The organism is Paenibacillus allorhizoplanae (assembly GCF_927798215.1).
GTDB lineage: Bacteria > Bacillota > Bacilli > Paenibacillales > NBRC-103111 > Paenibacillus_E > Paenibacillus_E allorhizoplanae.
Map to the genome: position 1 here is coordinate 215,121 of NZ_CAKMMW010000007.1, position 15,030 is coordinate 230,150.

Annotated in this window: 14 protein-coding genes; 11 read left to right on the forward strand and 3 right to left on the reverse strand. The window is 46.0% G+C overall.

Annotated features, from left to right (window positions below; translation table 11 throughout):
• Positions 1–74 precede the first annotated feature (74 nt).
• The 7 genes from L6I86_RS14625 to L6I86_RS14655 all read left to right on the forward strand — a co-directional run bounded on the left by L6I86_RS14625 (position 75) and on the right by L6I86_RS14655 (position 9,213).
• Positions 75–1,508 carry a M56 family metallopeptidase gene (locus L6I86_RS14625; protein ID WP_236288162.1) on the forward strand — a complete coding sequence of 478 codons (1,434 nt, stop codon included), beginning with the start codon at positions 75–77 and terminating at the stop codon, positions 1,506–1,508.
• Between the two features lie 204 nt (positions 1,509–1,712).
• On the forward strand, positions 1,713–1,862 hold the full coding sequence (locus L6I86_RS14630) for a hypothetical protein (RefSeq protein ID WP_236288165.1): 150 nt from the start codon (positions 1,713–1,715) through the stop codon (positions 1,860–1,862).
• A 31-nt stretch (positions 1,863–1,893) separates the two neighbouring features.
• Entirely contained in the window at positions 1,894–2,916 is a 1,023-nt protein-coding gene (locus tag L6I86_RS14635; RefSeq protein WP_420851890.1) for an ABC transporter permease, read from the forward strand.
• A 36-nt stretch (positions 2,917–2,952) separates the two neighbouring features.
• Positions 2,953–3,840, forward strand: a complete 888-nt coding sequence (locus tag L6I86_RS14640; protein ID WP_236288167.1) for a carbohydrate ABC transporter permease — start codon at positions 2,953–2,955, stop codon at positions 3,838–3,840.
• Between the two features lie 87 nt (positions 3,841–3,927).
• Positions 3,928–5,631 carry a type 2 periplasmic-binding domain-containing protein gene (locus tag L6I86_RS14645; protein ID WP_236288170.1) on the forward strand — a complete coding sequence of 568 codons (1,704 nt, stop codon included), beginning with the start codon at positions 3,928–3,930 and terminating at the stop codon, positions 5,629–5,631.
• A gap of 128 nt (positions 5,632–5,759) precedes the next feature.
• Complete coding sequence (locus tag L6I86_RS14650) at positions 5,760–7,673, forward strand: sensor histidine kinase (RefSeq protein WP_236288172.1); 1,914 nt, start codon at positions 5,760–5,762, stop codon at positions 7,671–7,673.
• A complete protein-coding gene (locus tag L6I86_RS14655; protein WP_236288174.1) occupies positions 7,651–9,213 on the forward strand; it encodes a response regulator in 1,563 nt (520 codons plus the stop codon). Before L6I86_RS14650 ends, L6I86_RS14655 begins: the two co-directional genes overlap by 23 nt.
• 48 nt (positions 9,214–9,261) lie before the next feature.
• On the opposite strand, the gene L6I86_RS14660 is transcribed toward L6I86_RS14655, so the two are convergent.
• The gene (locus L6I86_RS14660) at positions 9,262–10,239 is read right to left on the reverse strand and encodes an aldo/keto reductase (protein WP_236288176.1); all 978 of its coding nucleotides are present in this window, start codon (positions 10,237–10,239) and stop codon (positions 9,262–9,264) included.
• Positions 10,240–10,439: 200 nt separating this feature from the next.
• On the opposite strand from L6I86_RS14660, the gene acpS reads away from it, so the two are divergent.
• On the forward strand, positions 10,440–10,826 hold the full coding sequence (acpS, locus tag L6I86_RS14665; RefSeq protein ID WP_236288178.1) for a holo-ACP synthase: 387 nt from the start codon (positions 10,440–10,442) through the stop codon (positions 10,824–10,826).
• 253 nt (positions 10,827–11,079) lie between these two features.
• Here acpS and L6I86_RS14670 read toward each other — a convergent pair whose 3' ends face one another.
• Positions 11,080–11,676, reverse strand: coding sequence for a hypothetical protein (locus tag L6I86_RS14670; RefSeq protein ID WP_236288180.1), 597 nt, complete (start codon positions 11,674–11,676; stop codon positions 11,080–11,082).
• A 104-nt stretch (positions 11,677–11,780) separates the two neighbouring features.
• On the opposite strand from L6I86_RS14670, the gene mutY reads away from it, so the two are divergent.
• Positions 11,781–12,905 carry an A/G-specific adenine glycosylase gene (mutY, locus tag L6I86_RS14675; protein ID WP_236288182.1) on the forward strand — a complete coding sequence of 375 codons (1,125 nt, stop codon included), beginning with the start codon at positions 11,781–11,783 and terminating at the stop codon, positions 12,903–12,905.
• Positions 12,906–12,927: 22 nt separating this feature from the next.
• On the opposite strand, the gene L6I86_RS14680 is transcribed toward mutY, so the two are convergent.
• Complete coding sequence (locus L6I86_RS14680; protein WP_236288183.1) at positions 12,928–13,611, reverse strand: Crp/Fnr family transcriptional regulator; 684 nt, start codon at positions 13,609–13,611, stop codon at positions 12,928–12,930.
• A gap of 149 nt (positions 13,612–13,760) precedes the next feature.
• Here L6I86_RS14680 and L6I86_RS14685 point away from each other — a divergent pair, with 149 nt between their 5' ends.
• Together L6I86_RS14685 and L6I86_RS14690 are read left to right on the forward strand one after the other, a co-directional pair.
• Positions 13,761–14,105 (forward strand): DUF805 domain-containing protein, encoded by a 345-nt coding sequence (locus L6I86_RS14685; protein WP_056617522.1) that lies wholly within the window; start codon positions 13,761–13,763, stop codon positions 14,103–14,105.
• A gap of 89 nt (positions 14,106–14,194) precedes the next feature.
• Positions 14,195–14,998 (forward strand): NPCBM/NEW2 domain-containing protein, encoded by an 804-nt coding sequence (locus tag L6I86_RS14690; RefSeq protein WP_236288185.1) that lies wholly within the window; start codon positions 14,195–14,197, stop codon positions 14,996–14,998.
• Positions 14,999–15,030 lie beyond the last annotated feature (32 nt).

A 15,030-nucleotide genomic window follows, 5' to 3' on the forward strand; every position in this document is an offset into this window, starting at 1 on the left:
AGGAACCCGAGAATGGGCAGTGCTCCAGCAAGGTTCCACTTCTAGGGAAGAAGGGAGGGATGAAGGTGAACCCAATGAGTGAACTTCTTACAGGTTTTTTTGATTGGATCCTATCGGTATCGATCATGGCAACCATTACAGTAGTGTTCATCATGCTGATTCAGCGCATCCTGCATAAACGGATCAAACCTAGATGGCACTATCTCATGTGGTTATTGGTGATCGTAAGACTGCTCCTGCCTTGGCACTTGGAGAGCCATTTAAGCATTTATAATTGGTTATCCTACCCTGAAACTATTCGCGAACTCGATCCAGCAGTAGCGATAGGAACGCATGAGGAATTGGCAATTGGTGACTCGTTGTCGAATATTTTGTATAAATATGCGATGTACGTATGGGTGCTTGGAATCGTCCTATTTGCGATATATACCTTCGTGATCAACCGTAAATTTGCGCTGAAAATAACGAAAGAAACGAGACCGATCACAGACAACGGCATCTTACAGTTATTCACTCAGAGCCATCAGCTAATGTCGATACATAAACCAGTCACATTAGTGGTATCAAACAAATTGTCCACACCCACGTTATTTGGATTCAGGAACCCCTGTTTAGTCATACCGCAGTCGGTCATTAACAGTTTAAACCATGAGCAATTACGGCATGTTTTTCTACATGAATTGGCACATTGCAAACGAAATGATATTGGCGTCAATTGGCTGATGCAATTTTTGTTGATTATTCATTGGTTCAACCCTGTACTTTGGTACGCGCATCAACGGATACGTGAAGACCAGGAGATCGCAAGCGATGCTTTAGCCCTTTCTTATATAGAACCAGCTCGGAGAGAAGAATACGGATATACACTCATTCAATTATTGGAAAGCTATGTGCGACCCGTCAGTGTGCCTGGCAATGTTCATTTATCCGGAAATAAGTCACAGTTAAAGAGGAGAATTATGATGATTAAACAGTTTCAATTTAATTCGTACCGGTGGTCGTTCCTTGGTTTGGCTGCCATTCTCATCATTAGTGGGTGCTCGTTGACGAATGCGAGTGTGGATAAGAAATCAGCAACCGAATCGAATTCGCCGATTATTGATCAGAAGACAACAGATACAAGTGCGATAACAACGGGGACGGATAAGAATACCTCAGTTGAAACTTCAGGTGAAACCAAGACTACCGACGTAGTGACACCGACTACACCGACTACTCCGACAGTGGAGTCAAGTCCAGCACCTGCGGCATCCCAAGCAACGGAAGGGTCCAGATCAGCCCCAGCACCTGTACCAGCGCAAGTAACGGAGGGGTCTAGATCAGCACCTGCACCAGCCCAAGAAGTGAGGAAGCCAAGTTCAGTACCAGCAGCAGTTCCAGCAGTGGAGGGATCCAGATCAGGCCCAGCGGCAGTCCCAGAAGTGAGAAAGCCAAGATCAGCGCCAGCAGCAGCCCCAGCAGTGAGAGAGTTAACGCCGGTACCGACAGCTGTGCCAGTAAGAAATTAATGCCATAACACAAGTAGACCCTAGGCTAAATATGCCTTGGGTCTTTTTTAAATAAACAAATAACTGTAAAATATACAGCTAAAATTGTCATATTATCTAAGATTTAGCGAATAACTGTAAAATATACAGCTAATATCAGGAAGAATGGCCGATTGGTGGACTTTGGTGGAAATTAACTGCAGGAAATCCATCTAGTGCTCCCAAATGGGGAGAATCAGCAAAATTAGCTACATAAAATACATTAATTTGTTTAATGGGCGTAGAACAGGCTGGATGGTTGAAGCGGTTTTAGGAGTAGAAGGAGGATTAGGAGTAGAAGTCACCCAAAAAATAGTAACCATAGCTGAAATTTGAAGCCTTACATCGCCGGAATAGAAGACCTATAATGAGTAAAGTGAAAGTGCTTACAAGGACGAAGACACAGGAGGTGCAGCCAGAAATGAAGACGGAGACGGACATCGCCACTCCGAATCACAAGTCAGTCCCATTCCGCAAATCTGCCTCAAGGCTGCTCCGCATCGCATACGCACAGCGATATTTGCAGGTGATGGCGCTGCTGGGTGTCGCGTGGATGATCATTTTTCACTATGTCCCCATGTACGGGATCATCATTGCCTTCAAGGATTTCAATATTGTGAAACCCATATCCGCAGCACCCTGGGCGGGGCTTGAGCACTTCAAGGCTTTTCTGGAAGATGATAATTTGGCAAGTGTCATTAAAAATACTGTCGGGATGAGCGTACTCAAGCTCGTCATAGGCTTTCCGCTTCCCATCGTGTTCGCTTTGTTTCTGAATGAACTTCGTTCTATTCGTTTCAAGAAGCTGGTTCAAACCATATCCTATTTACCCCACTTCTTATCTTGGGTTATTCTCGGGGGGATTCTCGCCACTTGGTTAGCCGACGTTGGCCTAGTTAATAAGCTCCTTCTGGCGCTAAACATTATACAAGAGCCTATTAGTTACTTGGCAGAGCCCTCGTATTTCTGGAGTATTATCGTCACCTCTGATATCTGGAAGGAGCTCGGCTGGTCGGCGATTATCTATCTAGCTGCGATGGCCGGCGTATCTCCGGATATGTATGAAGCGGCTACGATCGACGGGGCAGGACGCTTTCAGAAAATGTTCTATGTGACCCTTCCCTCGATTAAAGGAACGATCACGATTCTGTTTATTCTGTCAGTGAGCGGTATTCTCAACTCCAACTTCGATCAAATTCTCGTACTCAAAAACCAACTGAACGCCAGCGCCAGCAACGTAATTGATGTGTATGTATATGAAGTAGGCCTTCGTCAGAGCCGCTTTTCCTATGCTACTGCGGTCGGCTTAATTAAGTCTCTCATCTCACTCATTTTACTGCTTTCGGCGAATTTCATTACCAAACGACTTAATAACACATCCTTATTTTAAAAACATAATGCTTCTAGGCAAGGAGGTGAGCCAACGATGCTTTCCCTGAATCGCAGAACCTACAAAGAGGCTGCATTCGATTATTTCAACTTTATATTCATGCTAGTCATCTGCTTCGTTACCATTTACCCGATCTGGTATGTGCTCGTCAATTCCTTCAATGAAGGGAATGACGCCATGCGAGGGGGGATCTATTGGTGGCCACGGGTGTTCAGCATCGACAGCTATAGGGCTGTATTTGCGAACAATGGCATTATGCTTGCGATGGGAGTAACTGTAGCGAAAACGCTGATAGGTACCGTGGTTCACGTGCTTTTTACAGCGATGGTTGCCTACGCATTTTCCCGCAAAGAGTTAATCGGCCGCAACGTCTACATGCTGATCGGTACGGTAACCTTATTTTTCAGCGGAGGCTTAATTCCGTATTACTTATTAATTCGAGATTTGGGGATGCTCGACAGCTTCCTGGTGTATGTCATTCCGGCGATGTTCAGCTTCTTTGATCTTATTATCTTCTTATCCTTTTTCCGAGAAATCCCGGACGCGTTGGAGGAGGCCGCCAAGATTGATGGCGCAAATGATTTCAAAATCTTTTATCAAATCATCCTGCCGGTGTCTATGCCTGTCGTAGCTACGATTGCCCTCTTTCATGGCGTCTACCAATGGAATGATTACTTCACCGGGATGATCTATATTAACAAAAGCGAGCTTCAACCCATTCAGACGTATCTCTATCGGGTAGTTGCGCAGTCCAGTTCCAATCAAATGATGGCAGCAACGACGGGAAGTGTGGCGAAGACGGTATCGTCTCAGTCCATTAAGTTAGCCACGATGGTTGTGACCACATTACCTATCGTGTTGGTCTATCCATTCTTACAGAAGTATTTTGTAAAAGGTTTTATGATTGGCTCCATTAAAGGCTAATCAGGTTTATCTTCACGTAACACAGGTGGCCAGCTCTGTTAATCGAACAGAGATTACACATAATGAATCCGAAAAGGGGAAACGCCAATGAGGAAACCACGCAAAACGCTAACGACCTTACTTGCTTTATTTACAGCTTTTTCAATAACCGCATGTACAACTGATAAAGAGACCAGCACCAGCACTGCAAGCCCAGAGGCCACCAAAGCAGCAGAAACGGCTGCACCGCAATCCGCTGCGCCTGTAGCTAATGCAAATGATCCAGGTTGGAAATCCGATACGAAGCCGATTACGTTCGATTGGTATCTTAACTTTTCCTGGTTTCCTAATAAATGGGGCGTTGATGCCACTTCGCAGTACATAACCAAGAAAACCGGTGTGAATATCAACTTTATCGTGCCTGCTGGCAATGAGAACGAGAAGCTGAATACGATGATTGCATCGGGTAAACTGCCTGATTTTATCACGCTAGGTTGGTACGAAGATGCTGTGAAGAAAATGATCGAAGGGAATATGGTGCTTCCGCTAAATGAGCTTGCCAAACAGTATGATCCATATTTCATTAAGGTTGCTGACCCGGCTAAAACATCGTGGTACACACAGAAAGATGGCAATTTCTATGGTTATCCGAACGCTTCTTCCTCCTCCGAGGACTATAAGAAATACGGGCAAAACTTCGTATCCAACCAAACGTTCCTTGTGCGCAAAGATATGTATGAGGCGATCGGTAAACCGGATATGAGAACACAAGAAGGGTTTCTGAACGCACTCAAAGCGGCGAAAGAGAAGTTCCCTGATGTGAACGGTCAGCCACTGATTCCGCTAGGTTTGCATGAGTTCGGAGACTTAGGGAATAGTTCACTGCTCGATGCTGGTCAAAATGGTTCCATGCTGCAGAATTTCTTAGCGATTCCGTATGAAAAAGATAATAAGCTCTATGATCGTTCCACAGATCCAGAGTTTGTGAGCTGGCTCAAAACGTTCCGTAAAGCCAATGAAATGGGCTTGCTGGCTAAAGATATTTTTATCGATAAGCGCCCTCAAATGGAGGAAAAGATTGCCCAAGGCCGTTATTTCGCCATGTTGTATCAACGTTCTGATTTAGCGAATCAAAATATTTCCCTGTACCAAAAAGATCCAAACAAAGTCTATATTGCCGTTGACGGTCCAGCTAATGCTGCAAAAAGCCCGCCAACCCTAGCAGGTCCTGGTATCTCCGGTTGGACAGTGACCTTGATTTCCAAAGACGTGAAGGACAAAGCAAGAGCAATTAAATTCTTGAGCTACCTCATTAGTGAGGAAGGAAATAAAGATCTGTACCTTGGTGAAAAAGGCGTCAGCTATGACACCATCAATGGCAAAGATCAATTTAAGCCAGAAGTGTTGGATCTGATGAATAAAGACCGAGCTGCTTTTGATAAAAAATACGGATCGTCCTACACTTTCTGGATGCTAATGGATACCAATATGAATCTGCAATGGGCGCCGCCTAGCGTAGAACCTATTAAACAACCTGAAGAGTGGACAAAAGGCAAGTCGAAGAGCTTCTCGCAGTACGACAACATTGTGCCAACAGGGACATCGGAAGAGGGAATTGCCAATACGAAAATCGCCCAGGCGTGGGGCAAAACGCTTCCGAAATTGTTATTAGCCAAGACGGATGCTGAATTCTATCAATTGTTCGATAAATACCAAAAAGATCGAAAAGCAGCTGGATTGGATAAGGTGCAGGCCTACCAACAGAAAGAATTTGAATCGAACACGAAGAAAATTGCCGCATCCGCGAAGTAAATCTATAAGTTGACCTGAGAACCCGAATTTATCGGGTTTTCGGGTTTTTCGCCGCAAATAGTTCCCGCATCCGATGCGTTTTAGTTTAAAATAAGAGAACTACCGAAAGAAAGACGGGATATGAGACCATGGGAACCATGCTGGGCAAAGGGAGAATGCGGATTACGCAGATGACGAATCGTATTTCGATTCAAACGAAACTAATCGGTGCCTATATTATCATCATTTTGATTCCCATTATATTGATTTCTTGGTATTTATTTAATGAATTTTACCAAAATACGATTCAAGACACCGTGAACAATAACCAGTACGCTTTAGAGAGCGAGAAGGCGAGTATCCTTAACAATATTGAAGCGATGGGACGCGCCGCTCAGTTTTCCATAACGGACAAAGAGGTTATTCAATATCTGCATAGCGCTCATGAGCTTGAAGTGTCTGAACTTGTTGATTTTAATATGAATACGTTTTCAAATTTACAGCGGCTCCTATTTAACAATCCGAGTATCGCGAATGTTCGCTTGTTTACGGATAATCCGAATACGGAGGAGATTTGGCCCATTTTTCTCAAAGAAAACCGGATTGCCAATCGCCCATGGTATAAGGATGTGCTGGAGCGGAAGGGCGAGGCTCGATGGGAAATTTTGCAGAATGAGAAAGATATTATGAATCGGTACAACACGGATAATGAAGCCAGCTGGACGTATGTATCCCTGTTGAAAGAGATTTATTACCCGAAGGACACGCGTGTTGCCATTCTTGAGGTGGATATGCTGATGGAGAAGTTTTTTCAGAAGCTGTTCAGTCCCATTCAGGATGGCCAGTCGCACATGCTCGTTATCGATCGACATGGTGGGATGTTCACGGGGAATGGCGATACGTTTTTCAAAAGCATGAACATGGAGCTGCTGCGCCAAGCGTGGAACGCCAACTCGCATCCCGAAGGGTCTAATTTCACTGTAACCATCGGGGATACGCTGTATCTCATTTTGACAACGGTCATCGATAACTTGGATGCTCACTTGCTGAATGTGGTGTCTTTAAAAGAACCCGTGACGCAAATCCATCATACCCGCAATATCTTTATCACGGCTGCTGTTGTGTTAATTGCGTTACTGTCAGCTATTACATATTTCCTGCAAGGGTTAATCTTGAAGAAATTGCATATCCTGCGTGATTCGATGAAAAAGGTGCGCAGAGGCGATCTCAATGTGCAAATTGATATGGATGCTGGCGGGGAAGTGGGCGAGCTTGCCCATCATTTCCGGCAAATGATGAAGAAAATGAATGAGCTCATCGTGGAGGCTGTGAATAAACAAGCGGCGACGAAAGAGGCGGAGCTGAGTTCATTGAAGAATCAGATCGACGCCCATTTCCTATACAACACGTTGGAAAATTTAAAAATGATGGCCGAAGTCGAAGCGCAGTATACGATTTCTAATGCATTGACGTCACTTGGCGCCATGATGCGCTACAGTCTGAAATGGTCCAGTGATCAGGTCCAGCTCCGCAATGAAATCCAGCATATTCAGAATTACATCGCGATCATGAACATTCGTTATGATGATAAATTAGAATTGAAACTAGATATACCCGAGAGCTATCTAGGGCAAGAAGTGTTGAAAATGTCGCTGCAGCCCCTTGTGGAGAACGCGGTAAAGCACGGCATGAATATCGATCGGGCCAGGCGGGAGGGTGTTACGATCTGGATTCGTGCAAGCGAGAGTGCGGATGGCATGCTCATTGAGGTTGGAGATAATGGCGCAGGCATGTCAGCGCATCAGCTGGAAGAGCTTCACGAGAAGATGCAAATGGAGGATGCTTATTTTCATAACAAATATGGGAATAGGCCTCAGCGAGAGCAGGAAGGCAACGGCATCGGTATGCGCAATGTGACGCAGCGAATTAAAATGTACTATGGGAACGAGTATGGGATTTGGGTAGAGAGTGCGGAGGGGACGTATACCAAAGTATTCATGAAGCTGCCTTATTTGATATTATCTGGAGGAATGTCTACGAATGAGAACCATACTTATCGTTGACGATGAGAAAAATATCCGACTCGGCTTGAAAGCCATGATTGCCCGTGAATTTCCAGAAGCATATACGTTCGAGTTTGCTGGGGATGGCGAAGAAGCGTTGCAGCTGTTGCGTAGCGTTACTATAGATATTGTCATTACAGATATTCGTATGCCTGTGATGGACGGGATTACACTAATTAATCGTATTCAGGAGATGGTTCTGAAGCCTGCCGTTATCATTCTAAGCGGGCATGATGACTTCCCCTATGCGAAGGAAGCGATCCGTTGCGAGGTGAAGGAATATCTCCTGAAGCCCATTATTCGAGATGAGCTGTCGAGCACGCTAGTTCGTTTGGAGAATGATCTGAAGCTGAAGGAGCAGATATCTGAGCAACTGAGTAACTCCTTACAACAACGGGAAGCCTTCAAGGAGAGTCAGTTGAGTTATATGCTCAGGCATTCCCATATAGATGGGGAGACCATGCGGAGCAAGCTGGGGCAGATTGATATGGCTTGGGTGGAGACGGGTTTTCAAGTCGGCGTCCTTCATTATCGGGGAACGATAACAGGGATGAAGCATTCCGAATTCTTGGCTCGTATCCAAGATGAGCTTGCTCATGTGCCAGAGCACTACCATCATCGGCACGCGATCATTCAAGATAAAGAAAATCAGTTAGTGCTAATTGCCGAGCAGGCTGACTTATTTCCGTATTTGACGGAGCGGATCGCCCCAGCAGGTTATTTCATGTACAGCATGGGTGTAAGTGACTACACGCGTGGAGCCGAGCGATTGCAGCCTGCGTATGCGGAAGCGCTAGAGGCGCTTAAGTATACGTTCTTGCAGTCGGGGCCAGGCAGTGTGAGCTATGAGAGCATTTGTCATAAAAACAAGGATTTCACTGTGCCTGTTGCTACGATTCAAAGAATCGCCAATATGCTCGGAACAGACCGCAATAAGGAAATGTCCGCGCTGCTATTGGAAATACTCGACATGAAAACCGTGACTCAGCTCGATATCGGCTATGTAGAGGCTGTGAGCAAAGCCTTGAATGAGCTTGTTTTTGATAAAGTATTTCATGTGTACGGTGGAGAGTCTGTGGAGATCCTGCGGCTGTTCAAAAAGGTCGGGGATATCTCGAATTTCTATTATTTCTCCGATTATTTCCATAGTGTCGAGGGTCTTGTGGATCGACTCAATGCGTATGTGCGTACGATGAAGACGTTCCATATCGATCACAGAGAAATGAAGAAAGCGACACAATACATACAGGAGAACTTTGATAAAGATTTGAATATGGCCATGGTTTCGAATCATGTTTCCTTCAACTACTCCTATTTCAGTCAGGCTTTCAAAGAGTACACCGGAGAAAGCTTCGTTCATTATTTGAAAAGGCTGCGTATTGAACGGGCACGGGAGCTGCTCGCAACGACGGACTTCAAGGTATACGAGATCAGCGAGCGGGCTGGCTTTGAGAATGTGAAGCATTTCAGCCGAGTATTCAAAGAGATGGAGGGGGTTAGCCCCCAGGAGTATCGGGATCTGCGTGAAGTAATCAGCTAATTGAAAAATCCCCGTCCTGTTATGTTGAGGACGGGGATTTTATGAAAGCTACGGCATACGCAAGCCGCGGGAACTTTCGAGCAGCGTATACCACTCTTCGCGCGTCATGGTGTCAGCGATGCGAACTGCATCTTCACAAGCGACGATACGTTTGGCGGAGGAAGTGCCAATGACCGGCTGAATACGGGCCGGATGCCTCATGAGCCAGCCAAGCACGATAGCTTCTGGCGTTGTTTCTTTCTCAGCGGCAAGCTTCTGAACAAGCGCTGCCGTTTTCTTGACGGTGTCAGGCGCATCAGAGATATCGCTGCCTGAGAACTTCCCTTTGGCGAGCGGGCCCCATGCCTGAATTTGAACGTCGTTCATTTGGCAATATTCGAGGATGCCGTCGGCGAAATTAACGTTGGCGCCTACCTTCTGATTCACCAGAATGCCTTGCTCGATCCAATCTAAGCGAGCTAAACTTAACTCTAACTGGTTCACGACAAGTGGCTCAGGAAGTGAGTTTTGGATGAAGCGCATTTGCGCAGACGTCATGTTGGACACGCCGAAGTGGCGAACTTTACCCGCTGAGCGCAGCGTATTGAAAGCTTCCGCGATTTCTTCAGGCTCCATGAGCGGATCCGGACGGTGCAGCAGCAAGATATCGATGTGCTCAACCCCAAGACGACCGAGAATACCATCGACGGAGCTTAGGATATGATTTTTGCTAAAATCAAAACGCTGTGGGTTCTGATCATCTTGGAAACGGATCCCGCATTTCGATTGCAAAATGATTTGGTCGCGCAAATCAGGTCTATTTTTGAGAACCTGACCGAAGACAGTCTCGGAGTTCCCTCTTTTATAAATGTCAGCATGGTCGAACATGGTAATTCCGATGGATAACGCGGCTTCTACAGCTTTTTCAGCGGTGATGTAATCTTCCTTGGTTAATGGATTACCGGCCCAATCTCCCCCTAATCCCATACATCCGAACACGATTCGGCTATTTGAAATCCCGCGTCTTTCCAGTGGCATGATTTTCACTATGATGGCCTCCTAAGCTATAAGTTCTACGCCTAGTATAACGCCTGATACAGATCGGCATAAGACCTGAAAATAGTGTTACTTACTTACCTCGACGTAAGCTATGGATCTTGTGTATGTCCATTCACTTGACCTTAGTGGAGGAATCGGTTAAATTGTACGCAAAGCGTATCGTTAGTAGAAAAGAGGCCAGTTGAGCGATGATCATTGGGGTCGGAACGGATTTAATTGAAATTGAACGGATTGGCAAAATGGTAGAGGGATCTTCAGGCGATCGGTTTCTGGAGCGGGTTTTGACACCAGCGGAGCGGGAGTTGGCACAAAAGCGCCGCGGACGGCTCGCGGAGTTTGTGTCTGGGCGATTCGCTGCGAAGGAAGCGATCGTGAAAGCCATCGGCTGCGGCATTGGCAAGCAGATTGGTTTTCAGGATGTAGAAGTGCTGCCGGATGCACTTGGCAAACCGGTCTGCAACGTGAAAGAAGAAGCCATGCTGCGTGCAGGGCTTCAAGGCAGTCATCGTATTCACATCAGCATTACGCATACGGGCTCTATGGCTGCGGCTTATGCGATTGTTGAGCAAGTGTAAATAGCGACTTCCACATATGTTGCAATTTGCGGCGGCTCAACTGGATTTTCTGCATCTAAATGCAGGGGATTTCGACTATAAAAGCAAATAGATGGATTTTCTGCCGTTAATTTCACCGAATTAGCCAAAGTAACTCCATTCGGTGAAATTAGATGCAGAAAAACCATCTAATCGTTGAAAAGCATGAATTTCTCTGAAATTAGCTGGAGGGTTTCCAGTTAGTTGATAGTGTTCCCATCCTGCAACTAGCTCCCTATCTTGCCCAAACTCGCAGCATATACCCGCTAACAAGCAGGCTAATGCCGCCCATTCCCTCGAGAATCACACCGGAATAGCCCAAATACCACACGCTCATTACAGCGGCTAGCGCGAATAGCCACACGCCCAAATAAATAAGGGACCTGCCAAGCAACAGTCCGACCTGTACGAACCCAATTGCAAGTAGGAATGAGCGAAGTATAGGAGCGAAAAACGGGTTCACCGCGCCAATCGCCTCCATGAAAGCAACCGCAGCAACGAGTAGTGCTCCTGGCAGCACTAGGAATACCGGATGGCCCCAGCTCTTCACAGCATCATTCGTTGTAGGCGTACCCCCTGTGTTAAACAGTTTCCGCATTCCCCAAATCTGGATCAAGCTGGCCACCACGGCTGTAACGAAAGCCGCTTGTTTGAGCCAATCCAGGTCGCGCCAGTAAAGGGCAAAATCAACCGCAGCACTAAACACCCACTCCGCGCCCCAAATGAATAACAGAGTGATTAAGCCCTGTGCATCGCGCAGCCAATCTTTTCTTTTATTTTCTAAACTCTGTTGTTTGGTCTGGTTCAAATCGGCTTGTTTCGACGTTTGCATACATTCACCTCTAGTTTTATGTTCCACACTTCTCGTATAATGGTACCATATCTATTCATCTCATCCATTATAACTTGAACGTGCCCCATAGAGAAGGAGTGCTCATGTACAGCGAAGAACAGAAGATGTATTTTTCCAAGAATCTCTTGGATTGGTACCAGACACATAAACGTGATTTACCTTGGCGAAGAAGTAAAAACCCTTATTATATATGGATTTCCGAAGTAATGCTGCAGCAAACGCGCGTGGATACGGTGATTCCGTATTTCCATCGGTTTGTGGATCAATTTCCAACTGTTGAGGCATTAGCGACGGCTCCAGAAGAAAATGTACTGAAAGCATGGGAAGGACTCGGCTATTATTCACGTGCGAGGAACCTTCAATCCGCTGTAAGAGAAGTTCACGAACGTTACGAAGGCATTGTCCCGCAAAATAAAGCCGATATCTCCGCGCTCAAAGGCGTCGGGCCGTACACGTCAGGGGCGATTCTCAGCATCGCCTATAACAAGCCTGAGCCGGCTGTCGATGGCAATGTGATGCGCGTGCTTTCGCGCTATTTTCTCATCGAAGAAGATATTATGAAGCCGTCCACGCGGACGATTATGGAGAAGCTCGCGCGCGAGCTCATACTGGAAGGGACAGCCAGCGACTTCAACCAAGCCCTGATGGAGCTGGGGGCCATGGTGTGTACACCGAGATCACCACACTGCTTGACGTGCCCTGTCATGGCACACTGTTCAGCGCGTGAAGCGGGCATGGAAGAAGCCCTGCCCATCAAAAAGAAAGCCAAACCGCCCCGTCCAGAGCTGCGGGCAGTGGCTTTCATCGAAGGCACAGGTGAGCATGCAGGCAAATGGTTGATCAGACAGCGCCCGCAAGAGGGCTTGCTAGCCCGCATGTGGGAGCTCCCACATGTGGAATGGCCGTCGTCCGGATGGCAATCCGATGAGGACAATATGTCCGGGCTTCGTAAGGCACTTGCCGAGCAAGAGCAGATCGGGATTCAGCCCGATGAGTGGTTCATGGATGCGGAGCATATTTTCAGCCATATTGTGTGGAAAATGAAGGTATACCGCGCTAAGCTCGGTGATGCGAATCGCCCAAGTACGGGAGAGGAATGGATTCCATTCCATTACCGTTGGGTAGGGCCGGAAGATCTCCAGAATTATGCGTTCCCCAATGTGTTTGTCCGAATCATCAAAGAATGGCAGGAACGCAACGAAGACTAGCTGCATGCAGCAGACTACAATCTTAACGAATTTCGGCCTGAATGGCCTCGATATTTCTTAACGTTATTAACTTCTTATCAATGAGAATCAGCTCATCATCAAGCAATTCCTGCAGGACCTTTGTGACGGATTCCCTCACCGTACCAACTAAGTTGGCAAGCTGCTGATGAGTCAGTTTTACATCAATAAGCAGACCGTCTGGCGTAGAGATACCGTGCTGCTCAGACAGTCGAAGGATCGTTTTAATAATACGTGAACGCACGCCAAGGAACGTCAAATCATAGATTTGATCATTGGCATGTCGTAATCGTTGCATCGTCGTTTCCAGGAGCTTTAGGCATAGCCTAGGGCTCTTTTCCATGAACGAAGTGAATGCGGTTCGACTAAGCACATACATCGTGCTGGCTGCCATGGTCTCAGCTGTAGCGGAGCGGGTCATGCCATTACTGAGCAGAGACATTTCTCCGAAGAAGTCTCCGTCACGGAATAAAGCTAGTGTGACTTCTTTCGCCTCGTCCAGACGATATATTTTCACGACACCTGAATGGATTAAGTACAATTCCTCGCCAACTTCTCCTTCTTTAAAAAGGATAGTTCCCTTATTTACTTTCTTAACTGTAAAAAGTGGTGCAATCCCGACTAGGTCTTCTTCCATTAGCTCTTGAAAGAGGGGGATGTTATGAAGCAATGGCACAATGGATTTCAAGGAATTGCCACCTCATTTCCTCATTATGGTATTACCTTCATGGTACAACGAGGCTCCATGCACGTAAAGGAAAATTGCTAACCGGCACTTGATGGCATGAGATTCCTCTTCCTGGAATATCAATGGGAGAAGAAAGGAGTCGATGCTCAATGGAATGGTATGTCAAGGTGTTATCGAATTATGTAGGATTTTCAGGCAGAGCAAGACGGAAGGAATATTGGATGTTCGTTTTGTTCAATATTATTATTTCGATCGGGTTAGGTATTGTGGAGGCCATTATCGGGTTGGATCAAGTCCTGTCGGGCCTATATTCGCTATTTATCCTCTTACCTTCTCTCGCTGTAGCCTTTCGTAGATTGCATGACACGGGTAAAAGTGGATGGTGGATACTGCTCGGCATCATTCCCTTGATTGGTTTCATCATTCTGCTCGTATTTTTCTGCCAGGATAGTGACGTCAACGATAATCAATATGGTCCAAATCCGAAGGGATAGCTAATCGCGCATCGCTGTTTCCAGGAGCTTTAGGCATAGCCTAGGGCTCTTTTCTTCAAGCATTTATAAACCATGAAATAAAGTTCACGTTGAATGGACAAATTTGGGCACCGAAAGACCCAGATGGCAAACAATTAAGTCCAATTATTTATGAAGGCTCATCCTATGTGCCACTTAGAGCGGTCGGAGAGGTTTCGGGACTGAAAGTTAATTGGAATGATGCCACCAAAACAATCGAGTTGCAAGGTGCTGGCTCTGTTCCATTTGACGGAACACCATATAAGGATTCACAAAATTACGGCAACCAAACAGGGACGCCAACAAGCAATGATTCCGAGTTGCAATTGCCTTCAGCTTCCAATGATTCAGAGACGACATATTCCACGTTTAATGTTCACACAGATACTTCAACGGCTGCCTACAAAGCAGATCAAGAGGAATCTGCTAGACGTAGTGGCATCGCTTTAACAGATTTGAAATATGAAAGAATTATCGGTACCAATGTATTGAAACGAGTTAACATCGATGCCAGTTTTAGAGATGAGAAATTGCATCCGCTTCTCCGAGATGGTGTTGAATATGCACGCGGTATCAGTGCAATGCTGGATTCCAATGCCACGAGTGAGAAGATTGTTTATAACTTGGATGGTAAATACGCATTCTTTAATACGCATTATGATGTTGACGATTACACCAAGAACTCCCCAGAAACACCTAAAATTAAATTTTATGTGGATGGTCAATTAATCGCAACAGGCGGCGTGTACGTTGGGTCTGATCAATTCGTTTTTTTTGACGTTAAAGGTGTGAAGAAGCTAGAAATCAGCTTTGAAGTTGCATCACCCAAATACGCAGCTGTTGCTGCCTTATACGCACCCAGATTATATAAATAAACTAAAAAAGCGACCCCTAAGGGTCGCTTTTT